Origin of the sequence: Sorangium sp. So ce176, from assembly GCF_051519835.1 — a bacterium.
In the GTDB taxonomy this organism is placed as follows: domain Bacteria; phylum Myxococcota_A; class Polyangia; order Polyangiales; family Polyangiaceae; genus Sorangium; species Sorangium cellulosum_G.
The window spans coordinates 4,464,133-4,486,274 of record NZ_CP150371.1 but is presented as its reverse complement, the minus strand read 5'-3'; the positions used below and the strand labels follow the sequence as shown (position 1 = coordinate 4,486,274).

General features: G+C 71.7%; 18 protein-coding genes. 7 read left to right on the top strand and 11 right to left on the bottom strand.

The window, feature by feature from the left end; genetic code table 11:
• Window positions 1-3: 3 nt before the first annotated feature.
• Window positions 4-2,121, top strand: coding sequence for a hypothetical protein (locus WMF42_RS16610; protein WP_437693035.1), 2,118 nt, complete (start codon window positions 4-6; stop codon window positions 2,119-2,121).
• A gap of 27 nt (window positions 2,122-2,148) precedes the next feature.
• Here WMF42_RS16610 and WMF42_RS16605 read toward each other — a convergent pair whose 3' ends face one another.
• The gene (locus tag WMF42_RS16605) at window positions 2,149-2,349 is read right to left on the bottom strand and encodes a hypothetical protein (RefSeq protein WP_437693034.1); all 201 of its coding nucleotides are present in this window, start codon (window positions 2,347-2,349) and stop codon (window positions 2,149-2,151) included.
• Between the two features lie 495 nt (window positions 2,350-2,844).
• Window positions 2,845-3,528: a hypothetical protein gene (locus WMF42_RS16600; RefSeq protein ID WP_437693032.1), complete on the bottom strand. Its 684-nt coding sequence runs from the start codon at window positions 3,526-3,528 to the stop codon at window positions 2,845-2,847.
• Window positions 3,529-3,637: 109 nt separating this feature from the next.
• On the opposite strand from WMF42_RS16600, the gene WMF42_RS16595 reads away from it, so the two are divergent.
• Entirely contained in the window at window positions 3,638-4,603 is a 966-nt protein-coding gene (locus WMF42_RS16595) for a DUF4423 domain-containing protein (RefSeq protein WP_437693030.1), read from the top strand.
• Between the two features lie 81 nt (window positions 4,604-4,684).
• On the opposite strand, the gene WMF42_RS16590 is transcribed toward WMF42_RS16595, so the two are convergent.
• On the bottom strand, window positions 4,685-5,356 hold the full coding sequence (locus tag WMF42_RS16590) for a cyclase family protein (RefSeq protein WP_437693029.1): 672 nt from the start codon (window positions 5,354-5,356) through the stop codon (window positions 4,685-4,687).
• A gap of 291 nt (window positions 5,357-5,647) precedes the next feature.
• Here WMF42_RS16590 and WMF42_RS16585 point away from each other — a divergent pair, with 291 nt between their 5' ends.
• Window positions 5,648-7,387: an ABC transporter substrate-binding protein gene (locus WMF42_RS16585; protein ID WP_437693027.1), complete on the top strand. Its 1,740-nt coding sequence runs from the start codon at window positions 5,648-5,650 to the stop codon at window positions 7,385-7,387.
• Between the two features lie 47 nt (window positions 7,388-7,434).
• Here the strand turns inward: WMF42_RS16585 and minC are convergent, their stop codons facing one another.
• Window positions 7,435-8,274 (bottom strand): septum site-determining protein MinC, encoded by an 840-nt coding sequence (gene minC / locus WMF42_RS16580; protein ID WP_437693025.1) that lies wholly within the window; start codon window positions 8,272-8,274, stop codon window positions 7,435-7,437.
• 228 nt (window positions 8,275-8,502) lie between these two features.
• Between minC and WMF42_RS16575 the strand changes: the two genes are divergently transcribed.
• Window positions 8,503-9,282: a hypothetical protein gene (locus WMF42_RS16575; RefSeq protein ID WP_437693024.1), complete on the top strand. Its 780-nt coding sequence runs from the start codon at window positions 8,503-8,505 to the stop codon at window positions 9,280-9,282.
• 16 nt (window positions 9,283-9,298) lie between these two features.
• On the opposite strand, the gene WMF42_RS16570 is transcribed toward WMF42_RS16575, so the two are convergent.
• The 4 genes from WMF42_RS16570 to WMF42_RS16555 all read right to left on the bottom strand — a co-directional run bounded on the left by WMF42_RS16570 (window position 9,299) and on the right by WMF42_RS16555 (window position 13,156).
• Window positions 9,299-9,871: a hypothetical protein gene (locus WMF42_RS16570; protein ID WP_437693022.1), complete on the bottom strand. Its 573-nt coding sequence runs from the start codon at window positions 9,869-9,871 to the stop codon at window positions 9,299-9,301.
• A 2-nt stretch (window positions 9,872-9,873) separates the two neighbouring features.
• Window positions 9,874-11,232 (bottom strand): hypothetical protein, encoded by a 1,359-nt coding sequence (locus tag WMF42_RS16565; protein WP_437693020.1) that lies wholly within the window; start codon window positions 11,230-11,232, stop codon window positions 9,874-9,876.
• Entirely contained in the window at window positions 11,229-12,164 is a 936-nt protein-coding gene (locus WMF42_RS16560) for a hypothetical protein (RefSeq protein ID WP_437693018.1), read from the bottom strand. Before WMF42_RS16560 ends, WMF42_RS16565 begins: the two co-directional genes overlap by 4 nt.
• An 80-nt stretch (window positions 12,165-12,244) precedes the next feature.
• Window positions 12,245-13,156: an STAS domain-containing protein gene (locus WMF42_RS16555; RefSeq protein ID WP_437693016.1), complete on the bottom strand. Its 912-nt coding sequence runs from the start codon at window positions 13,154-13,156 to the stop codon at window positions 12,245-12,247.
• Window positions 13,157-13,346: 190 nt separating this feature from the next.
• Here WMF42_RS16555 and WMF42_RS16550 point away from each other — a divergent pair, with 190 nt between their 5' ends.
• Together WMF42_RS16550 and WMF42_RS16545 are read left to right on the top strand one after the other, a co-directional pair.
• Window positions 13,347-14,225 carry a DUF350 domain-containing protein gene (locus WMF42_RS16550; protein WP_437693014.1) on the top strand — a complete coding sequence of 293 codons (879 nt, stop codon included), beginning with the start codon at window positions 13,347-13,349 and terminating at the stop codon, window positions 14,223-14,225.
• Complete coding sequence (locus tag WMF42_RS16545) at window positions 14,222-15,466, top strand: glutathionylspermidine synthase family protein (RefSeq protein WP_437693012.1); 1,245 nt, start codon at window positions 14,222-14,224, stop codon at window positions 15,464-15,466. Before WMF42_RS16550 ends, WMF42_RS16545 begins: the two co-directional genes overlap by 4 nt.
• 66 nt (window positions 15,467-15,532) lie before the next feature.
• Here the strand turns inward: WMF42_RS16545 and WMF42_RS16540 are convergent, their stop codons facing one another.
• Entirely contained in the window at window positions 15,533-18,307 is a 2,775-nt protein-coding gene (locus WMF42_RS16540) for a DUF2961 domain-containing protein (RefSeq protein ID WP_437693010.1), read from the bottom strand.
• 118 nt (window positions 18,308-18,425) lie between these two features.
• On the opposite strand from WMF42_RS16540, the gene WMF42_RS16535 reads away from it, so the two are divergent.
• The gene (locus tag WMF42_RS16535; RefSeq protein WP_437693009.1) at window positions 18,426-19,718 is read left to right on the top strand and encodes an ADP-ribosylglycohydrolase family protein; all 1,293 of its coding nucleotides are present in this window, start codon (window positions 18,426-18,428) and stop codon (window positions 19,716-19,718) included.
• On the opposite strand, the gene WMF42_RS16530 is transcribed toward WMF42_RS16535, so the two are convergent.
• Window positions 19,699-20,640 carry an ABC transporter permease gene (locus WMF42_RS16530; RefSeq protein WP_437693007.1) on the bottom strand — a complete coding sequence of 314 codons (942 nt, stop codon included), beginning with the start codon at window positions 20,638-20,640 and terminating at the stop codon, window positions 19,699-19,701. The two genes, WMF42_RS16535 and WMF42_RS16530, sit on opposite strands and share 20 nt — an antisense overlap.
• Window positions 20,637-22,139, bottom strand: a complete 1,503-nt coding sequence (locus WMF42_RS16525) for a sugar ABC transporter ATP-binding protein (RefSeq protein ID WP_437693005.1) — start codon at window positions 22,137-22,139, stop codon at window positions 20,637-20,639. The genes WMF42_RS16530 and WMF42_RS16525 overlap by 4 nt, the downstream gene beginning before the upstream one ends.
• Window positions 22,140-22,142 lie beyond the last annotated feature (3 nt).

The window sequence follows — 22,142 nt, the reverse complement described above, 5'->3', positions numbered from 1 at the left end:
TCCATGTCGAGGCGCCTGTCCTTACCCAGAGTCCTCACCGCGGCCGGGCTGGTCGCGCTCGCGTCCTGCGGAGGTACCACCGCGGCGACGCCGCCGTCGCAGTCGGCCGCGCCCGCGGGGACCGCGGCGACTGCGCCGCCGACAGCCCCCGCGATGCCGCGGAGCGTGGAGTCGCTCGTCGACGTCGTCCCGAGCGACGCGGTGCTCGTCGCGAGCCTCCCGCAGGCGGGCGCGCTCCTCGCGGGCGCGCCGGCGGTCCAGGAGGCGCTCGTCGAGGAGCTCGCGGCGATCCTGGCGCGCCAGCCCGGCGTGAGCCCGGACCTCGCCCGCGCCGTCGTGGCGTCGCTCGACGGCGCCATGGTGTTCGTCGGCGGCGAGGCGTCCCATGGCGGCGCCGTGGGGGCGCTGCTCGGGCACGGCTGCGCGGCGGCGCGATTCAGCGACAGAGCGCCGGTCGAGCGCCTGCTGAACGGGCTGCCGCGGGAGACCGGCGAGGGCGGCGCGTTCGCGCTCCGGGACGACAAGGACAGGGTGTTCGCGCACGGCGCGTGGCTCGCGGAGGCGCAGGTCGCCCTCCTCTGCGCCCGGCCAGAGCCGCTGGCGAGGGCCTTGCGCGTCGCGAGGCAGCGCGAGGCGTCGTTCAGGAGCTCCGCGCTCTTCCAGGCCGAGCGCGCCAAGGATCCGTGGCTCGCGCTCGACCTCCACCGCATGAGCAGCGGCGACGCCACCGCACCCGAGCCCGGCTCACGGCTCTTCATGGCGCTGCCGATGAGCCAGGACACGCCCGGCCTCCGCGTGGAGCTCGCGGCCCTCGGACCGGAGTATCCCCGCCTCGGCACCGTGCTCGCGGCGACGGACCACGGAGCCATGGCGAAGCTGCCCTCGGGTGCCCTGGCGGCGCTCGGGCTCTCCTTCCAGCGATCGCCCGGAAAGACAGTGAGCGACGTCCTCGGCGCCTTCAACGGGCTCGCCGGCGGGCCCGTCGCGGCCGCCGCCGCGGGCGCCCTCGCCGAGGTCGGGCTCGAGCTCGGCGACGTGGACAGGGCGCTCGGCGGCGAGGCCGCGATCGGGATGTACCGCGATCCCAAGCACAAGCTCGCCTTCGCGGACGGCGGGCGCGACGACGCGCTCCGGCACAACGCCGTGCTGATCGCGATCGCGGCCGCGGATGCGGCGGCGCAGAAGAAGGTGTTCGACGCGGTCGCCGCGCACATGAAGCGGACCTCGAAGAAGGTCCGGACCAGGCCGGGATGGGTGGCGGACGATCTCGACGACCACAACGAGCTGAGGGCCGAGTCGAGGCAAGGCTTCGTGCTGATCGGCGCGGGCGACCGGAAGTTCCTCGCTCAGGTCGCCGCGCGCTTCGGAAAGGAGAAGGAATCGCTGGCCGCGAGCCCGTCGTTCGCGGAGGCGCGGGCGCGCGCGAAGGCGCCCTCGCACCTGGAGATGTACATCGATCGTCAGACCTTCGCGGGCCTGCTCGAAGGGGCCGCGGCGGCGAGCTTCGGGGTCCTCGGCGCCTCGCCGACGCTGCTCTCCGTGACGCTCGCGCCGAGCGACCGCGGGCTCGAGCTCGCGCTCGGCGGCCAGGGCGGCGTCGAGATCCTCGGCACGAGCGCCGCGCTCGCCGTCTACGGCGTCCGGCGTTACCTCGCCTCCGCGAAGACGGCGGAGGCGAAGAACACGATCGGGGTGATCGCCCGCAGCGCGGTGGGGGCGTTCGAGCGCGCGGCGAGCTCGCAGAAGAGCGTGCCGCCGTCGTCGCGCCACCTCTGCAAGTCGGCCGCCCCGGTCCCCGCCGCCGTGCCGCGGGGGACCCGCTACACGCCGTCCTCGAGCCCCGGACAGGACTTCAACCAGGGCGACGACACCTCGGGGTGGCGGTGCCTGCAGTTCAACCTGACGATGCGGGCCTACTACCAGTACGACTATCGCGCCGGATCGGGCTACAAGGGTCCGGCGCGCGGCGGGCCCGATCCGGGCAAGGACGGCTTCGAGGTCTCCGCGGAGGGGGATCTCGACGGCGACGGGACGACGAGCCTGTTCACGAGGACCGGGAAGATCGTCAACGGGAAGCTCGTGCTGAACCCGGAGGTCTTCATCGCGGACGGGATGGAGTAGAGCGCCGGAGGACAGACGGCGCTCCCCTCACCGCTCCCGCGGCGTCACAACGCGCAGGGAGGCGCGCGCCTCGCCGATGCGCACCAGGATATCGCCCTCGCCCCAGCGCTCGTGGAGAGGGTAGGCGCGCATGACGGTGCCATTGCCCAGAAAGCCGCTGCACATGGCCGCCATGTGGCCGCAGCGCGGCGGCTTGACGATCAGGAAGTCGGGGTGGCTCCAGGCCACTGCGGGAGAACCGCGCGACGCCGGGCGGGAGGTGAAGCCGGAGCATGAGCACAACCTACCATGAGGGGGCTTTGCTCGATGGGTGCATCTCTCAAGAGGATGACGGAGCACTCGCGGTGATGGCATTCGCCACCACGCCCTCCCCTCCCCCTCCCCGTCTGCCCCCTCCCCGTCTGCCCCCTCCCCGTCTGCCCTCTCCCGTCCGCCCTCTCCCGTCCGCCCTCTCCCGTCTGCCCTCTTCGTGCGCGTGCGCGTGCCCGTCCTCGGTCGTGCTGCTCCACGGCTCACGATGACGGAAGACGGGATGGATCGGGAACGCGCACGCGCACGCGCACGACAGACGCGCACGGGGACGGGAGTCGGGAGACGGGAGAAGGCAGACGGGAGCGGGCAGACGAGATGAAACGAAACGAAACGAAACGAAACGAAACGGCAGACGAATGAGTAGGAGGGTACTGCCGCTCCGGCCTGGTTCGCCAGCGGCGGCGCCTCGACTCAGAAATCCGCCACGCTGAACATCCGCGCGGACACCGATCCATCCGGTCCGCTGCTGGTGGGGTGCGTCTCGGCGACCCCGCTGATCACGCCGTCGACAGCGCTGCTGCTCAGCGTACCGTTCAGGTAGACGATCACCTTCCTGAACTCCGCGGGATCCACCTCGGTGACCTCGTACGTCCCCTGAAGCGCGTCGAGATCGATCCGGTGGGTGAAGCTCGCCGAGTCGGCCTGCAGCGCCCTGAGCGTGACCGTGAACGTCTCGTCGAACGCGCCGTCCTCCGTCGAGAAGGCCAGCGGGACCTCGATCTGCAGGTGATCGGCGCAGTCCACGGCGAGCGCCAGCTCGGCGCCGCCCGATCCGCTGCTCGGCGGCGTCGTGGACCGGACGAAGCGCGCGGAGACGATCTCGCCCAGCGACAGCGTCGCGGTGGTGCTGCCTCCCTTCGCCCACGTGAGCGGGGCGGAGCGCTCGCCGGACAGCGAGGTCACCACGTCCTGCGCCGAGAAGCCCAGCGCGGTCTCCGCGTCGGCGGCGATGGCCTCCGCCTCCTCGTGGCACGCCCCCTCGCCCGCCTGAACTCCGCCGATCTGGCCGCTCTGGGGGCTGCCCCCGCCGCACCCGAAGAGCCCGGCGCTCATCACCGCCGCGACCGCCCAAGAAAGCCAACCCCGCTCGCTCATGATCAAGACCTCCTGCGGCCTACCTTGCGTTCGCCCCTCGAGCGGCGCCAGGGCAGCTTCGCACATTCCATACCGCAACAAGGCCTGTGGATGTGCGAACCTGCGAGACATGGATCACGAATCCCTCGCGCAGGAGCTGATCCGCGCCCTCCGCGGCCGGCGCTCGCAGCGCGCCTTCAGCCGGCGGCTCGGCTTCCGCACCAACGTCGTCTACACGTGGGAGTCCGGCCGGCGATGGCCCACCGCGGCCACGTTCCTCGCGGCGGCGCGGCGCGCCGGCGTCGACGTCGCCGGGGCGGTCGGGCGCTTCTTCCCGTCGCTGCCGGCGTGGCTCGCGCACACCGACCCGGCGTCGGCCGAGGGCGTCGCGGCGCTCCTGAGCGAGATGCGCGGGATGTCGCCCATCGTCGACGTGGCGCGGCGCGCAGGCAGGAGCCGGTACGCTGTCGCGCGCTGGCTCTCGGGCGAGGCCGAGCCGCGGCTGCCGGACTTCCTGAGGATGATCGAGGCGTGCTCGCTGCGCCTTCTCGACTTCGTTGCGCTGTTCGCGGACCCGACGGCGCTCCCCGCGGCGAGCGCGGCGTGGCGCACGCTGGAGGCGCAGCGCCGCGCCGTCTACGAGGAGCCGCTGCTGCCGGCCATCCTGCTCGCCCTGGAGATGCCGTCGTACCGGGCGCTGCCGCGGCACGAGCCGGGGTGGATCGCGCGGCGGCTCGGGTTCCCCGTCGAGGACGAGGCGCGCTGCCTGGAGCGGCTCGCCGAGGCCGGCCAGATCCGCAAGAGCCGCGGGCGGTGGAGCGTCGCGCCGATCCGGACCGTGGACACGCGCGCCGACCCGGACGCCGAGCACCGGCTCAAGTGCTTCTGGGCCGGCGTCGGGCTGGAGCGGCTCTCGCGCAAGGCGGAGGGGCGCTTCTCGTTCAACGTCTTCACGGTCTCCGAGGCCGACCTCGCGAAGCTGTCAGAGCTCCACGTGAGCTATTACCAGAACATGCGCGCGGTGATCGCCGAGTCATGGCCACCCGAGCGCGTGGTCGCCGTGAACCTGCAGCTCTTCCCGCTGGACGGGGAATGAGCCGCTCGCGGCGATGCGGGGATGCGGCGATCCCGCCGTCCCCCAATCGGGCGACCCCGCGGTTCGCACGAACCGCCCGATTCACAGCATCGCGAACGCCCGGACCGGGAATGTACCGAAGGCGCGGACCTTCACCGGGACGGCGAAGAGGCGGGCTCCGGCGGCGGGGAGCTGGTCGAGGGAGGTCATGTGCTCGCAGATCGGGATGTCCGCGCCGAGCAAGATCGAGTGGACCGGCCGCGTGGGGTCGGCGGTATCGTCGATGTTGTAGGTATCGACGCCCACGAACGCGACCCCCGCGCCGGCCAGGAGCCGCGCCGCGTCCCGCGTGAGGAACGGGTGGCCCTCGAAATAGCGATCCGTGCGCCAGTGCGCGCTCCAGCCGGTGCGCACGAGGACGGCCTTCCCGGCGAGGTCGAGCCCGTCGAACGCGTCCGCGTCGATCGCCCGCGCGGACCGGTCCCGCGCCTCGACGACAACGCTCTCCAGATCGGCGAGCGACTCGAGCCGCAGGTCTGCGAGATCCTTTCCGTCCGCATAGCGATGGAACGGGCTGTCCAGGTACGTCCCCGTGTTGGCGACCATGTCGATGCGGCCGATGTGGAATTCGACACCTTCCGCGTACACAGCGCGCGACTGCTCGCGCGAGAGGAAATCGCAGATCACGGGAGCCGGCACACCCCTGTACGTCGTCATGCCGTGCTCGACGGTGTGGCTCAGCTCGACGAGGCGTCGTGATAGAGGGGTGGTCACGGTCCGCTCCTTGGAGGGGCTCGAAGCGACCGAGCCTCCGGCGCCCGGTCCGATCCGGGGCCGCCGCCAGTTTCGCTGTACGGCGCGAGGAGGTCCAGAAATCGGGTAAGTTGACATGCTCGCACATCCACCGATAGAGTGTGAAATCGGGGATGGAGCCCTCGACCGAGGCACCTTGGGGCGGGCGCCTTGCGGTGACGCCCCGGCGGAGGCCGGGTCGGACGTGTTTCCATTGCAATGGATCATCGCAGGGGAGTCGGAATCGCGCGTGTGGAGAACCTTATGCCTGGGATGAATCGATCCATTCCACGTCGCGCTTTCCTCCTGTCGGCGCTGGTGCTGTCCGCCGGCGGCGCGGCGGGCTGCTCGTCCAAGGAGAAGGCGGAGGCCACCCAGGTCGCCCCGGACCGGGGGGCGCAGGCGTCCACACCGGCGCCCCTGCCGGCGGAGAAGCCCCCGAACGGCCCCGCGATGGTCACGATCGCCAGGGAGCAGCAGGCCACCTGGGTGCGCAATTTCAATCCCCTGCTCCCGGAGGGAAACTCGCGATTCCCGACCGTCGCCGGCATCTACGAGCCGCTCCTCATCTACAACACGATGAGGAACGAGTACACGCCGTGGCTCGCGACGAAGCACGCGTGGAGCGAGGGCAACAAGAAGCTCACGTTCACGATCCGATCCGGGGTCAAGTGGTCGGACGGGCATCCGTTCACGGCGAGGGACGTGTCGTTCACGTTCGCGCTCCTCAGGAAGCACCCGGCGCTCGATCTCTCGGGGATATGGAAGTTCCTCGGCGGCGTCACGGCCGAGAGCGAGAACGTCGTCGAGTTCACGCTGAAGCGGCCCTATGTCCCGGGCCTCAGCTACATCGGCCATCAGCCGATCGTGCCGGAGCACAAGTGGAAGGACGTCGCCGACCCGGTGACGTACGCGAACGAGAACCCCGTGGCCACGGGGCCGTTCACCGAGGTGAAGACGTTCCAGAACCAGGTGTACGAGCTCGGCAAGAACCCGAAGTACTGGCAAGAGGGCAAGCCGGCGGTCGAGGGGCTACGCTTCCCGGCGTACCCGGGCAACGATCAGGTCATGCTGGCGCTCATCAACGGCGAGATCGACTGGGCGGGCGCCTTCGTGCCCGACATCGAGCGGGTCTTCGTCGAGAAGGATCCTGCGAACCATCATTACTGGTTCCCGCTCGTCGGCGGCACGGCCACGCTGTACCCGAACTCCACGAGGAAGCCGTTCGACGACGTGCGCGTGCGCAAGGCGATCAGCATGGCGATCGACAGGGAGCAGATCGTCAGGATCGCGGCCGACAACTACACGCACGCCGCGGACGCGACGGGGCTGGACGACTCCTACGAGCGCTTCCGCAACCAGAAGGCGGTGGAGGCGGGCGACTGGGTGAGGCTCGACGTGCAGAGGGCGAATCAGATCCTCGACGAGGCGGGCTACCCGAGGGCCGCGGACGGGATCCGGACGAGGAACGGCAAGCCGCTGCGCTTCGAGATCAACGTGGTGAGCGGCTGGTCGGACTGGGTCCGCGCGGTCCAGATCGTCACGCAGAACCTGCAGAGCGTGGGCATCGACGCGTCGATGCGGACGTACGACTTCAGCGCGTTCCACGAGGCGCTGCAGAAGGGCACGTTCGATATGTCGATGGGCTGGACCACGGTGGAGCCCACACCATACAACTTCTACCGCGATCTCATGAGCGCGGAGCTCGTGAAGCCTGTCGGCGAGATGTCCGCGCGCAACTGGCACCGCTTCGGCGCGAAGGAGGCCGACACGCTGTTCCACGCGTTCGAGTCGGCGACGGATCCCGCCGAGCAGAAGCGCATCCTGGACGCGCTGCAGATGATCTTCGTGCAGACCGCGCCGGTGATACCGCTCTTCATCAACCCGTCCTGGGGCGAGTACAGCACGAAGCGGTTCACGGGGTTCCCCACCCTGCGGAACCCGTACGCCAAGCTGACGCCGAACAACCCGCCGGAGTACCTGCTCGTCCTTGTCGAGCTCCGGCCGAGGTGAGCTCCCTGCGGGCGCCGGTCTCGCGACCTGGGCGGCTCACCCGGAGATCACAGCCGCGTGATCACGAGACCGTCGCTCTGCACCGAGATGCGGGCGGGCTTGCCGCGGTGCTCGTCGGGGATCTCGTCGGCCATGAGGTAGCGGCCGGCGATCGAGACGAACTCCGCCTCGAGGCTCATGCAGAAGATGCTCGCGTCCGCGTTGTTGTGGGCGCCGGCCATGGCGCGGCCGCGGAGGGGGGCGTAGACGTGGATGTTGTCGTTGGCGATGAGCTCCGCGCCGGAGCTGACCGGCGAGAGGACCACGAGGTCGCCGTGGGGCACATAGATGACCTGCCCGCTGCGCACCGGGTGCCGGACGGTGAGCCCGGCGGGCGGCGGCTCGGCCGCGTCGGGCGGCGGCGCGGCCTCGCGCGGGCGCCGGGCGGGCGCGGCCGGGCCGCGATCCGCGGCGGCCCCGGTCGATCCGCGCTCCGCGGCCGCGGGCGCCACGGCCACGGGCGCCGGCGTGGGCGTGTTCCCCTCGGCCGATGGCTGGCGCGTCGAGCGCGAGAGGGGCGTCCGCAGAACGCCGAGGCCGGCGGCGACGGCGCGCTCGCGCTGGGCGTCGGTCGGGTTGCGCACCGCGATGGGCACGAGGTTGTGCTTCCGCAGGAGCTGGGCGAGGGCGCCGAGGTCGACGTGCTCGTCGCCGAGCGCCTCGAGATCGAGCAGGATCGGCAGGTGCAGGAAGAAGTGCGGCATCTGCGAGATGTGGTCGGCGAGCTGACGCTCGACGGCCGAGACGTCCGCCGTCTTCAGACAGAGCATCGTGATGGCGGGCATCGTGCCCTTGAGCGCAAACGCCTGCTGCTCCTGCCGCTTCTCCCCTCGCCTGCCCGACACCATCGCTGTCCTCGCTCGCAAAAAGGTGCTTCCGCGGCGGCACTGTAACCCGGAACCGGCGGCGCGCGCCGGAAAAACCGGCCGGTTCTCCGGCCCGGAACCGGCGGCGCGCGCTGGAATGAATCGGCCGGCTCTCCGGGCGTCGCGGCCGGCGCGCGCTCGCATCCGCGTCCGCGGCCGCGCGCCGCTGGTTGGCTGGCCCCCTCGGAGGGTGCTAACGGTGGTTTGGCCATGCCCACCGCGCGCCGCGCCTCCGTACGGCGGCTCGATGATCTCGATCTCCGCGGGTCCTCCTCCCCCTCCCCGCGCGCGGGCACGCCGCCCGTCGACGCGCTCGACCGCCACTTCGCCCTCGAGATACAGCGCGTGTTCTCCGAGGAGGAGCGCGCCGCGCTCGTCGCCGGGGTCCGCGCCGCCCGCGCCGAGTGGACTGCCGACTTCGGAGGCGAGCAGTTCTCGCTGGGGCGCGCCTTCTACACGCACCTGGAGACCGGGCGCTCGCGGCTCTACTTCGCCGACGCGGCCGCCTCGGACGCGCGCGTCGAGCGCCACCTCCCCGGCCTCCAGCGCCGGATGCGCGAGCTCGTCGCGGCGCTCACCGGCGGGCTCGCGCAGCCCCGGCGCGGCTTCTGCGGGCCGGGCGTGCACATCTTCCCCGCGGGGGAGAAGGTCGCGCGCGAGGGCGGCGTCGTCCACTTCGACACGGAGGGGCTCTCCGACTACCACCTTGCCCGGCGGCTCCGCGCCATCACCGTGGTCGTGATGCTCGATCTCCCCGAGGCGGACGGCGGGCTCAAGCTGTGGGACGTCCTCTACGACGGGCGGGACGACGCGGTCGACGAGGCGCGCTCCGCCCGGAGCCTCGTCGCGCGCTACAGCCCCGGCGGCGCGCTCGTGATCGACAGCTACCGGCTGCACCAGATACAGCCCTTTCCAGGCGACCGCGATCGCGTCTCCGCCACGGTGCACGCCGCCGAGATCGACCGCGGGCGCTGGGAGACGTGGTTCTGAGCGGATCGCCGCGGGGCTACACGATCTGCCGCAGGTAGTGGAACTTCGGATCCTTGAGGTCCTCGGCGGTGAGCGCCCAGCCCTCGTCCCGCGGGATCAGGTAAATGACGTCCGACTTGACGCTCGCGAAGCTCACGTGTCCGAGGTTCTGGAGGATGTGGCCGAACACGTCGCGGCGCCAGAGGCGGTTCTTCGGGACGTCGCAGACCGCGCGGATCATCCGGTCGGTCGGCGAGCCCTGGACCAGCAGGAACGCCATCGTGAAGGTCAGGTAACGCGGCTGGCCGCGGTACACGTCGGGCGTCCCCGAAGGGCCTTTGCGCGCGCCCTCCTCGGTGATCATGCCGCGGGACCACATGCCGTAATCGTTGAGCGCGCGGGAGTCGTCGTCGAAGTAATCCCAGCACCCCTTCTCGAGGACGTTCAGGTTGTGGAGCAGCGCCACCTGCGCGCGGCGGTACTGGTGCCACTTCTGGTTCAGGCTCATCGTCTCGCAATGGCCCAGGATCGACTCGCGCAGCGTGCGCTGGAGGGGGCTGCCGGGGTCGATGCGCGCGCAGACCTCCATCGCGAAGATCGAGTGCTCCACGATCAGCCTCCGTACCCGCCTGAAGCCCGGTTCCACGAGCCGCTGCGGCTGAGCGCCGCGCCGAGGATCGCGCCGGTGCCGAGCGCCACGACGACAGGCACCGTCCCGAAGGTCTCCGGGACGGGCGGCGACCCGCCGAGCGCGCTGCTGCTCGCGAACGGCGTCGCGCGCGCCTTCGGCGTGTAGAGCTTGCCCGGCCTCGGCGCGCCCGGCTCGACCGGCGCCGGCCGCGGGGGCGGGCCCCACGGATAGTCCACCCAGAACCAGCCGTGCGACGCAGCGCGGCCGCCATAATGGTACGCAGGCCACTCCTCGGTGGCGTTCGCCGGCGGCGCCTCCGCGGGGTCCGCGGCGAAGACGTTCGCGGGCAGCATGGCCACATCGAGCCGGCGCGCCTGATAGGCCACGAGGTCGTCGTTGAGGTCGTCGGACTCGGTCGTGTCCGCCGGGGTGGGCACGACGTACAGCACGTGTCGGATCCCCCGATCCCAGAGCGCATCGGCGGCCGGCAGCCTCGCGACATACCGGTTGTCGAACTGCGTCGCGTCGTCCGAATAGGCCGAGAGCCGCTGCCGATCGAGCACGAACATCGTCGCGCGCGGGCCCGGGTGCGCGCGGGCGAAGAGCGGCTGATAGTACGCCGCCGCCGCGAGCGTCAGGTGCGCCTTGACGACGCCGCGCGGGTGCGGCCAGTTGTCGAACGTGAACACCGGCTCGAACGCCTCCGCGGCGCCGGCGGCGAAGGCCACCGACGCGGGGCCGTCCAGGTCCACGATGACCAGGATGTCTCGACGAAGGCCGCTTGTCGTCCGGGCCGCGAGGAGCAGGGACGCGAGCGCCTTGCCGCTCCGGTACGCCCTGTCCATCGCCGGCGTGAAGATCGGCCGGAGCACCGTGCCGAGCGGCGTCACGGGCGCCGGATCGCCCTGCGGGACGCTCGTCGGCGTCGCGTACGGCGACTCGAACAGCGAGGGCACGTAATAGGCGCGCAGCGACTCGTCCACGGGCCTCAGGTCCGTGGACATCCTCGCGAGCGCCCCCTGATCGAACGGCTTCTTCGACTCGCCGTCGAAGGTCACGCTCTCCTGCGCCGCGCCGAAGCTCCAGCCGAAGCTCCGCTGCATGTCGAGCGCGCGCTTCCTCTGGACCTCGGTGTCGTCGTCCGAGCACCCGTCCGCCGCCACGGCGATGGCGGCCGCGACCCCGGCGAGCCCGACAGCGCCGAGCGCGATCATGATCGCGCTCCGCCGCGAGGCGTCCTTCGGCGCGTCCGCGAGGCCCTGGTGCCACCAGCGCGCGCCCACGATCCCGGGCTTGTCGAGCACCTCGGCGCGCTCGAACGGCTCATCCAGCTTGCTCACGCGGCGGTCTCCTCGGCGTCGCGAGGCGCGCGCGCAGCCGACGGCGGCGACGGCGGCAGCGCGGGCCTCGCGCCGTTGTCGCGCCGGAGCGCCTCGATGAACCCGGGCGCGAAGGTGCCGTCGACGCGCAGCGAGTACCTGAAGAAAGGATCCGCCTCGACGCCGTGGTAATCGTGGTCGTTGAACCAGTACGCCCGGCCGGCGACAGGCGTCTTCCGCCGCGCCTGCTCGTCCCACAAGAACAGGCGCTTGTTGCCCGCCGGACACAGCGTGATGAAGTGGTCGGGCTCGCGCTGCCCGCCCTCGCCCCCCTCTCCATGCATCCCCTCCCCGTCCCTGTGCACCGTGCCGTGGTCGTTCGCCTCGAGCCCCATGATGTTGCAGCGCCCGATCGACGAGAACGGCAGTCGCTTCACGTGGGCGATCGTCCTCGGGAAGAACGACCTCGCGAGCCGGGTGAAGTCCTTTCCCTCGCTCCGGCTCTTGTCGCTCCAAGTGCGGTTCGGGATCAGCTCGACATAGACCTTCCAGGGGAAGTAGACCCCGTGGCGGAACTTGAGCCAGAGCATCTGCCGCCGCGAGAGCGGGATCTCGCGCTCCTCGCCGAACTCGAGCGCATCGCGCGCGGAGGCGTCGATCGCGGAAGGGTCGTCCGAGAGGTGCTGGAACGTGAGGAAATCCTCGTCGCTCAGGCCGCGGATCACCTCACCGTAGTCGGCGAGCGCCTCGGCGACGCGCGACGGCGGCATGATGCCCATCGCGCGGTGGCTCCCGCCTGTGTAGTCGATCGGCACCTGCGTGAGCCCGAGGCAGATCTCCTCGTGGATCTCGTCGAGCGCGGAGAGGTCGAGGTACGGCTCGAGGTCGATGTAGGGCCGCCCGAAGATGCCCTGAATGCCCTGGATGGCTGAGTCGCGAGGAGGTTCGACCATGGGTGCGCCGCGGGAGCCGGGCTGTCGCCGCCCGGGAGGCCCACCCATATCACAAAGGGCGGCCCGCCCCGCAAACCCGGCTACCCGGCCCCGGGGCGGCTGGACAGCAGGCGCCGCAGCCCCTCCTGCAGGGTGGCGAAGGTCGGGACCCCCTCGAAATCGAGGCCGCACTCGACAAGCATCCGCGCCGTGTGGCCCGAGATCCCGACGATCATGCACTGTGCGCCGAGGAGCGCGGCGGCGCGCACCGTGTCGCGCAGGTGCCGCGCCGCGGGCGCGTCGATCTGCGGCACCCCGGTGACGTCGATGATGACGTGCTCCGCGCTGGTGGACATGATGCTCTGCAGGAGCACGTCGAGGACGCGCGCGGCCCTGTCAGGATCGATGTGGCCGATCAGCGGCACAGCGAGGATACCGCTCCAGACGCGGAGCACGGGCGTGGACAGCGCGGTGATGGCGCGCTGCTGCTCCTCGCTGATCCGGAGCTGCTCCGCCAGCGCGGCCGTCCGCTCGGCGACCGCCGCCTCGAGCCGCTGTTTCTGGGCTCGCAGCTCCTCCTCCGAGTGCTTGAGCTCGCCGACGTCGACGTGGAGCTGGATCACCTCGCGTGGCCTTTCAGAGCCCTTGACCGGGATCAGCACCGAGGCGACCCACCGGGCTGAGCCGTAACCGGTCAGCTCGACGGGATCGTACCGGATCGTCGGCAGCCTCGTGGCCTCCCCGTGGTGGAAGGCCCGCTCGACGAGGGGCAGGAACCCGCCCGCGGCGACCTGTGCGTCCTCCAGGAGGGAATACTTGCCATGGATTTCCTCCGGCCGGAGCCCCCAGAGCCTGTCCCAGCAGGCGTTTCCCTTCGCGCTGTAGCCGTCGTGATAGATCTGGACGCTGACAACGCCCCCGTCGTAGAGGGCCTGAAAGCGGCGCGCGGGGCCCTCGAGCTCGGCGACGCGCCGACGCAGCTCCTCGTTCTCGCGCCGGAGCTCCTCGATCATCTGCGCTTCGTGGGAGGGTCCGGAGGATTCGGTGGGTTCCATGCTCGTCCGTGCGGCCCTGCAGCGCTGAGCTCGCGTGCTCGACCTCGCGGCAGCGACTCCAGGGGCTCGGGAAAACGGGATATCGGAGTCACGAGGACATCGCAAGGCGACGGCGCCGAGACTGTACGCGTGCCCACGTAGACGGGTCATGGTTCGTTCTGTAGCGTGCGGGGTCATGGACCTGTCCTACGTCATGGGGTTCGGGCTGGGCACCACGCTCGCTCTGCTCGCCCTCCTGCGCATCGGGCAGCGCATCTTCTCGCCAGCGCACACTGTCGCGCGCGACCTCGCCGAGGGCAACGCAGCGCGCCGGCTGCTCACGGTGGGCCAGGTGCTCGCGGTGTTCCTCGTCGCCGCGAACGCCGTCAAGAACTGCCTCGACGGCTCCGGCCTCGCGCGCGATCTGCTCTGGGTGAGCGCGTTCGCGGTGGTGGGGCTGCTCCTCGTCATCGCGACGGGCCAGCTCGGGATCCGGCTCCTGCTCAGGGCGCGGCTCCCGGCCGAGATCGAGCGGGGCAACGCGGCGGCGGGCCTCGCGGCCGGCGCGCACTACGTGGCGACCGGGCTCATCACCTCGCGCGCGATCGCGGGCAAGGACCTCGGCGATCTCGCGATCTCCCTCGGCTTCTTCCTGCTCGCGCAGGTCACGCTCCACGTGTTCATCTCGCTCTTCCGGGCGCTCACCACCTACGATGACGCCGAGCAGATCCAGGGAGAGAACCTCGCCGCCGCCCTGAGCTACGCGGGCGCCACGATCGCCGTGGCGATCCTCATCGCGCGGGCGCTCGAGGGCGACTTCGAGGGGCTGTTCGTGTCGCTGAAGGGCTATGGCGGCGTGCTGCTCTACCTGCTCGCCCTCTACCCCGTCCGGCAGCTCCTCGTGCAGAGCCTGCTGCTCGGCGCGCCGCTCTCGCTGCGCGGCGGACGGCTGGACGCCGGCATCGCGGCCGAGCGCAACGAGGGCATGGGCGCCCTCGAGGCGGCGACCTACCTCGCGACCTCGCTCGCGATCGCGCGCCTGCTATGAGCGACGCTGTCCGCGCCTACGACGCGTTCGCCGCGAAGGTCGTCGACACGGGCCTCATCACCGATCCGTGGGTGGACGGCGCGCCGCGCTTCCGCGAGGAGCCGGTGTTCGTCACGGCGGCGGAGCAGCGCGCCCTGTACAGGGCGGCCGAGGAGGTCGCGGCCGTCTACAACGAGCTCTGCCTGATTGTCGCGGACGAGCCCGCGCTGCTCGACGACTTCTTCTGTCTCACCCCCTGCCAGAAGGCGATGTGGCTCTCGTCGCAGCCGCTGTGGCACGGCATCGCGCGCGCCGACGTGTTCCTGACGGACGAGGGCCCCGCGATCGCCGAGCTCAACTGCGACACGCCGACGGGCGAGGCCGAGGCGGTCGTGCTGAGCGCGCTCGCGGCGCCGGATCACCCCGGCGCGCGCGACCCGAACCGCGAGCTCGGCGACAGGTTCTGCGCGATGGTGGAGGAGGTCGCCCGCGCGCTGCTCGGCGAGGCCGCGACGCGGCGCCTCGGCTTCGTGTACCCGACGGAGTTCACCGAGGATCTCTCGGTGATCCGCCTGTACCGGCGCTGGCTCGAGGAGCGCGGCTACACGGTGATCCTCGGCTCGCCGTACAACCTCGGTCACGACGAGCGCGGCCTGTCGCTGTTCGATCTCCCGTTCTCGGTGCTGCTCCGCCACTACAAGACGGACTGGTGGGGAGAGCGATCGAGCGTGTGGACCGACGAGCAGATCCCCGACCCGGAGCCGCTCGTCGGCCCGCTCGGCGCCGTGCTCACCGCCGCGGCCGACGGGCGCGTCGCGGTCCTGAACCCGCTCGGCGCCGTGCTGCCGCAGAACAAGCGCTCGATGGCGTTCATGTGGGAGCACCTCCACCGCTTCTCGCCGCACGCGCAGGCGGTGATAGAGCGCTATGTCCCGGTGACGTCGCGGCTCGAGACGGTGCACCCCGAGCTGCTCCTCGCCCAGCGCGAGGAGTGGGTGCTGAAGAGCGATTACGGCGCCGAGGGAGAAGAGGTGATCCTGGGGCGCCACACGCCCGATCACGTCTGGCGCGCCTCCCTGGCCAAGGCCCGCGAGGGCCGGTGGATCGCCCAGCGGTACTTCGCCGCGCTGGAGAACGAGCGGCGGGAGGCGGTCAACCACGGCGTCTACCTCATCGCCGGCGAGGCGTGCGGCCTCTACGCGCGCGTCCAGGCGGGGATGACCGACGCGAACGCGCTGAGCGCGCCGGCCCTCGTCCGGTAGGAGTACGGCGTACCATACGGTGTACGTGGGGCGCCTGCGGCGGGCCGGTGGGCCGATGCGCGCGGCTCAGAGGCCGAAGAGCTCCTGGAGGAAGACGCCGCCCTTCCCGGCGCCTGCGTGCGTGAAGAACAGGCGCCCCTTGTCGAAGTCGCCCCCTTCGGCGACCCACTCGGCCGCATGCGCGCGGAGCCGGGCGATGGGGCGCGGCGGGAACGCGAACGGCGAGCGCGAGCGGTGGACGAACGTGGCGTCGTAATCGACAGGGTAGCTCGTGAACGTCAGGTAAAACCACCCCTTGCGCTCGAACACGAACGGAGACTCGGTGTGACCGCTGTTGGGCATCGCGGTCTCCGGCCCGAGCGTGAGCGCCATGGCCGGAGGGCTCCAGCGCGCGAGATCCGGCGACGTGCGGTAGGCGACCCCGCTCCGGGGCGACGCCCGCGACGCGCAGCGCGTGTAATAGATCACCCACAGATCGCCGAGCCGGACGAGCATCGGATCGCGCGCCACGCAGATGTCCTCGAAGAGCGTCCCTCCCTCGCGGGCCCAGTGGATGCCGTCGCGCGAGCGCGCCATCCGGAAGCCGGATCGGTCGGGGTCGTGCGTGCCCACGTGAAAGACCATGACAAGGCTGCCGTCGCGGTCCCGGGCCACGTGCGGGGCCCAGATCCAGCGCTCGTCGGCGAGGGCGCGGGCGGCGAAGCGCTCGGAGGCCATCGAGAAGCTCGGCGAGGCGGCCTCGATCCAGCGCTCCGGCCCGGGGCCGGGCGCGGTGGCGAGGACGAACTCGCGCTCGAGGTCCGACCGATACGGCTCGCGGCGGAAGATGCCTGTGAGGATCCACCGGCCGTCGGGGAGCTGGAGGATCGAATGGTCGTTCACGTAGAACGGCCCCCCGGGAAGGTCATGGGCGTCGAAGATCTTCACGGCCGGGTCCTGCGTGAGCTGCGGCGCGGGAGGTCCGGAGAAGAACCGCAGCGTGTAGCTGACCTCGCTCCACGGCGCGGGGGAGCTCGTCGCGTCGATCTCGAGGACAGGGCGCTTGTCTCCACCGCGTTCGCCGGGGAGCATGTCGATCCAGAGCGCGTCCTCGGCGAGCGGCCGGACGGGGTTCGCCAGCATCTCGTGGATCACGCCGACCTCCCGCCCGTCGAGCCTCACGCGGGCCGTCTGGGGGGCCTTCTCCGCGGAATACGCGCGGAGGAGCAAGAGCCCGCGCGCGTCGGGCGGGCGCTGGACCTCGATCCGGGTGATCCCGCGGCCCTCGCGGAGCCGGTAGCGCCGCCGGGGCGCCGCGCGCTCGGCGTCGACGGCCGAGCGCGCGAGGCGCCGCGGCCCTCGCGCGCGGACCTTCTGCTCGCCGATCACCCGATGATCCGCGAACGCATAGGAGAGGCCCAGCGAGCGCACCCGCAGGGGCGTATAGGCGCCTGTCGGGCCGGCCTCCATGCCGAAGCGCATGCCGGAGCGGCTCACGATGGGGTCGGCCACGTGCAGGCGGTACAGGGAATGCTCGAACCGGGCGTTCCTCCAGCTGTCCTCGGGATCGAGGACGAGGAAGCGGAGCTGACCGCTGAAAGGATTGCTGTGCGCGCCGATGAAATAGAACCCTCCGTTGTAGTAGTCCTCGGTGCCGGTCCCGATCTGGAGGGGGTACGACATCCCGTCGGTCCGGATCATCTCGTCCCCCTCGAGGTACAACCGGTCGCCGAGGCGGCCGCCGCTGATGTGCTCGAGGAGGGCGACGAACTGGAGCGGCTCGTCGCTCTCGAAGAAGGGCATCGTCGTCTCGCGCCCAGGGGCCTCCTGATCGCTGTAACGCGCGAGGAGCCGCACGCCGGGGCGCGCGGGCGCGAGGGGGACGGCCGCCTCGATTCCCTTGATCTCCCCCCCTTCCGCGATCTCGAGCGAGAGCGCCTCTCCCTCGGCCAGCGGAATGGGCAGGCGGGTCGCGAGCCTGCCGGCGCCCGAGGCGTCAGGCGCCCAGGCGGCGTGAAGCGCGCTCCGGAAGGGGGTCCACCCGCCGTCGGCCTCGGCGCCCGTGCTGGCCAGTCCGAAGAAGAACGACGCGGGCACGGGCGCTTGCCCGCCGATCCTCACCCTCAGATCCTTCAAGCGCCCCGCAGGGATCAGGAGGTCGAGGCCCGACACAGTCGCGGGGCCTGTCGCGAGGACGAGCGGGGCGCCGGGGCCCGGGCCCTGGTGGTGCGATCGCGCGGGCAGGGCGGCGGTCCAGTCCTCGGCCATGAACCGCGCGAGCGCCTCGGGCGTCGGGCCCGACGCGGCGCCGGGGCCCTCGCGGTAGGTGACCTGGTAGTAGATGGGAACGCCCCGGAAGCGGACCTTTGCCTCGCTGGACCACGCGAACGGGACATAGCTGGTGAACGCGCCCGAGCTCGCGTCGATGCCGAGCGCGAGCGGCGATCTCCAGGGGCCCCGGCCCTCGAAGAAATCGTGGGGTGACCCGCGAAAGACAGTGTGTCCGTCGATCTCTATCCAGAGCTCCTGGTCCGGCTTATCGAGCTCCGCGCGCGGGGCCGTCATCCAGATCCGCGTGATCCTCCCCTCGCCGCGGGCATGGAACAGGACCCGGTGCTCCCCCTCGAGCGCGACGCCGGCGCGATATCCATCATCGTTGCCACCCGAAGGGTCGTGCGTTGTCACGCTCCGCGTCACCCACCCGGGGTGAAAGGAGAGGAGATCCTCCAGCACCGGATCGATCGACGCGGCGCTCGGCGCCGTGGCGACCGGCGCGTCGATGATGCCGTGGACCGCGCGGGAGGTGGAGAGATCCAGGTGCGCGCCGGCGGTGGCGGCCCCGTTGAGACGTCGGTCGCTCATGATCACAACCTAAGGACACCACGTCACCGGGGTAGCGGGGACATACCGGTATCGCGCTTGCACCACCGCGACGCGAGACCAGGCGCGACGCTCCGGGCGCGCATTCGACGAGCAATCCATGCGCACGCACGGCGATCGACGACTTGCCCAAGGGTCATCCCGGTTCGGGGGCTCTGCGCCGTGGAGCGGCCTGCTTCTCGCGCTGCTCTCGATATCTCCGCCCGCGGGCGCGGGCAGCGCGCCGAGCCGCGCATTCGCCGAGCGCGCGGAGCAACGGGACCCGCCGGGAATGTCGCCCCGGCCGCGAGCGCAGCGCGATCGCGCAGCGTACGCGGAGCGGCTCCGCGCGATGTGGGTCGGCGCCTGCATCGCCAACTGGACGGGGCTGCGGACCGAGGGCGTCCGCGTCGAGCGCCCCTTCTTCACCGACGCCGACTGGGGGAAACCGCTGGGCCGCGACGGGGCGCGGATCGACTTCGTGCTGCTCGACCCCTGCCCGGCCGACGACGACACCGACATCGAAGCCGTCTACCTGCACCTCATGACCGAGGCGGGGACGCTCTTCCTCTCTCCCGAGCAGATCCGGGACGGGTGGCGCGCGCACATCAACGATTTCATCTGGGTCTCCAACCGGCGGGCGCGCGACCTCATGGAGCGCGGCGTGCTGCCCCCCGCCACGAGCGATCCGGCGCTCAACCCGGAGTCGCTCCAAATAGACGCGCAGCTCACCACGGAGATCTTCGGCGCCCTCGCGCCGGGCATGCCGGAGCTCGCGCTGCGGATCGCCGATCTCCCCATCCGGACCACGGCGTGGGAGCACGCCGCGCATGCCGCGCAGTTCCATGTCCTCCTCTTCTCGCTCGCGGCGACCGTCGATCCGGAAAAGCCACGACGAGAGGAGATCGTGCGCATCGTCCGCGAGGCCAGGGGCTATTTGCCGGACGCGTCGAAGGCCGCCGACGTCATCGACTTCGTGCTCTCCGAGTATCTGGCGAGCAAGGATCGCGACGACTGGGAGGCCGTCCGCGACGCCATCGCGCGTCGCTACCAGGAGCAAGCCCGGGCGCACGGCTTCGTCTATCGCGGGTTCACGGAGTCCGCGATCAACCTGGCGACCGGGACCATGGCCCTCCTGTTCGGTGAGGGGAGCTTCCCGCGCACGGTGCAGATCGGCACCCTGTCCGGGTGGGACTCCGACAACGGCACGGCGACCATGGGCGCGCTCGTGGCGCTGCTCGGCGGGATGGCGGAGCTGCACCGGGCCTTCCCGGGGGCGCGCCTGCCCGAGCGCTACAATGTCCACCGCACGCGCCCCACGCTGCCGGACCGGCTGCCGGACGACCCGGAGGCCGAGGATACGTTCACGGACATCGCGCGGAGGATGGTCGACCTCATCGCGCGGCCGCGCTGACGCCGCGCGCGCGCCGCGCCCGATCGACGGCGACAGCGACAACGATGATCGCGCCCGTCGCGATCTCCTGCACCCAGCTCGGCAGCCCGAGGTGGACGCCGCCGGTCCGGATGGTCGTGATGAGCAGCGCGCCGATCACGCTCCCCGCGACGCTCCCCTCGCCGCCCGAGAGCGGCGCGCCGCCGATGACAACCGCCGCGATGACCTCGAGCTCGAGGCCCATCGAATCCGTCGGGTCGCCGACCGTCAGCGTCGCGAACTCCATGACACCCGCGACGCCGGCGAGCAGGCTCGACAGCGTGTACACAGCGATCTTCACGCGCCCCGTGTCGATGCCGCACAGCCGCGCGGCGGCCTCGTTGCTGCCCACAGCGAACACGTGGCGCCCGAAGCGCATGAAGGTGAGGACGGCGAAGACCAGGATCGCGAGCGCCACGGTGATCCACAGCCCGGGCGCGGTGAGGTCGGCCGAGACAAGCGCGTCGAGCCCGCGCGGATCGGCGTCGATCTTCTGCTCGGAAGCGAGCCCCTTCGCGGCGCCGCGGAGCGCGCTCATCGTGCCCAGCGTCACGACGAAGGGCATCATCCGCGCGCGCCCCACGAGCGCGCCGGTGAGGACGCCCACGAAGCCCGCCGCCGCCGTGGCGGCGAGCGCCGCCGGGAGCGCCGGCACCCCCGCGCGCAGGAGGGTCGCGAGGACGACCGTCGTGAACGCGACGAGCGAGCCCGTGGAGAGATCGATCCCGCCTGTCGCGATGACAAGCGTCATGCCGATGGAGCAGATGGCGACCACCACCGTCTGCCGCGCCATCGTGAGCAGGTTCTCGCTGCGCAGGAAGGTGTCGGGCGCGAGCGCCGCGAAGAGCGCGTAGACGAGCACCAGGGCGACGAGCGGACCGACCCACGGCGGACGCTTCTTCACGAGGAGGCCTCCAGGAGGAGCGACGCCTCCGTCCACGACGACGCGGGCCGCGGCGGCTCGAGGATCCCCCGACGGAGGACAGCGACGCGATCGCAGGTCGTCACGAGCTCGTCGAGCTGGCTCGACACGAGCACGATCGCCTTGCCGGCGCCCGCGAGCTCACGGAGCAGCGACAGCACCTGCGCCTTGCTCGCAACATCGATGCCGCGCGTCGGCTCGTCGACGAGGAGCACGTCGAAGTCCTCGCGGAGCAGGCGCGCGATCTGGACCTTCTGCTGGTTGCCGCCCGAGAGCTCACCGGCGCGCTGATCCGGGCCCCGGGCGCGGATCGCGAGCCGCTCGATCCAGCGCGCCGCCTCCGCGAGGAGCGACGCCGGCGCGGCGACGCGCGGCGCGCGCGGGGAGAGCCAGACGTTCTCGGCGATCGAGCGGCCGAGCATCAGCCCCTCCCCGCCGCGATCCTCGCTCAGGAGCCCGACGCCGCGGCGAGCCCGCAGCGTGACCGAGCCGCTCCGCCTCGGGTCGAGCCCCGCGAGGATGCGCAGGAGCTCCGTCCTCCCCGAGCCGACGAGGCCGGCGATGCCGAGGATCTCTCCCCGGCGCAGCGTCAGCGACGCGCGCTCCGGCCGCCTCACCCCGGCGACGTCCCTGGCGTCGAGCACCACCTCGCCGCCGTCCTGGGTCGCCGCCTCGGGCGCCCCGCTCGCGCGCGCCTCCTCGAGCGCGCGGCCCAGCATCTCGCGGACGATCTGCGCCGGCTCGGTCTCGCGCGGATCGCCCTCCCCGGCGACGCGGCCATCGCGGAGCACCGTGTAGCGGTCCGCGTGCGCGCGCACGTCCGAGAGGAAGTGCGTCACGAGCAGCACCGCGAGGCCCGCGTCCCGCAGGGCCCGGATGCGATCGAACAGGCGCGCGGCGTCGTCGTGGCCGAGGCTCGACGTCGGCTCGTCGAGGACGAGGAGCCGGGCGTCGAGGCGCCCGTCCTCGCGGAGGCCGCCTTGCGCGAGCGCCCGCGCGAGCTCGACGAGCTGCTGATCGGCGACGCCGAGCTCGCCGACGCGCGCGTCGAGCGGCACGCGCGCCGGGTCGGCGGCGACGAGCGCGATCGCCCCGCGCGCGACGGCGCGCGCGCGCCCGCGGTCCCGGATCCCGAGCCGGGCGCGGGCGGTCGGCTCGATCCCGAGCATCACGTTGTCGGCGACAGTGAGGTGCGCGCAGAGCGTGCGCTCCTGCGGGACGAGGACGACGCCGGCGCGGCGCGCGCCCTCGGTCGACGCGGGCGCGTACCGCGCTCCCCCGAGCAGGAGCGCCCCGGCGTCCGCGCGCTCGATGCCGAGCAGGATGCGCGTCAGCGTGCTCTTGCCCGCGCCGTTCTCGCCGAGCAGCGCGTGGACGCTCGCGGGCGCGATCCGCAGGGAGACGCCCCGCAGCACAGCGTTCTGGCCGAACGCCTTCGCGAGGCCGGTCACCTCGAGGAGGGGCGCGCGCGCTCCGGCCATGGG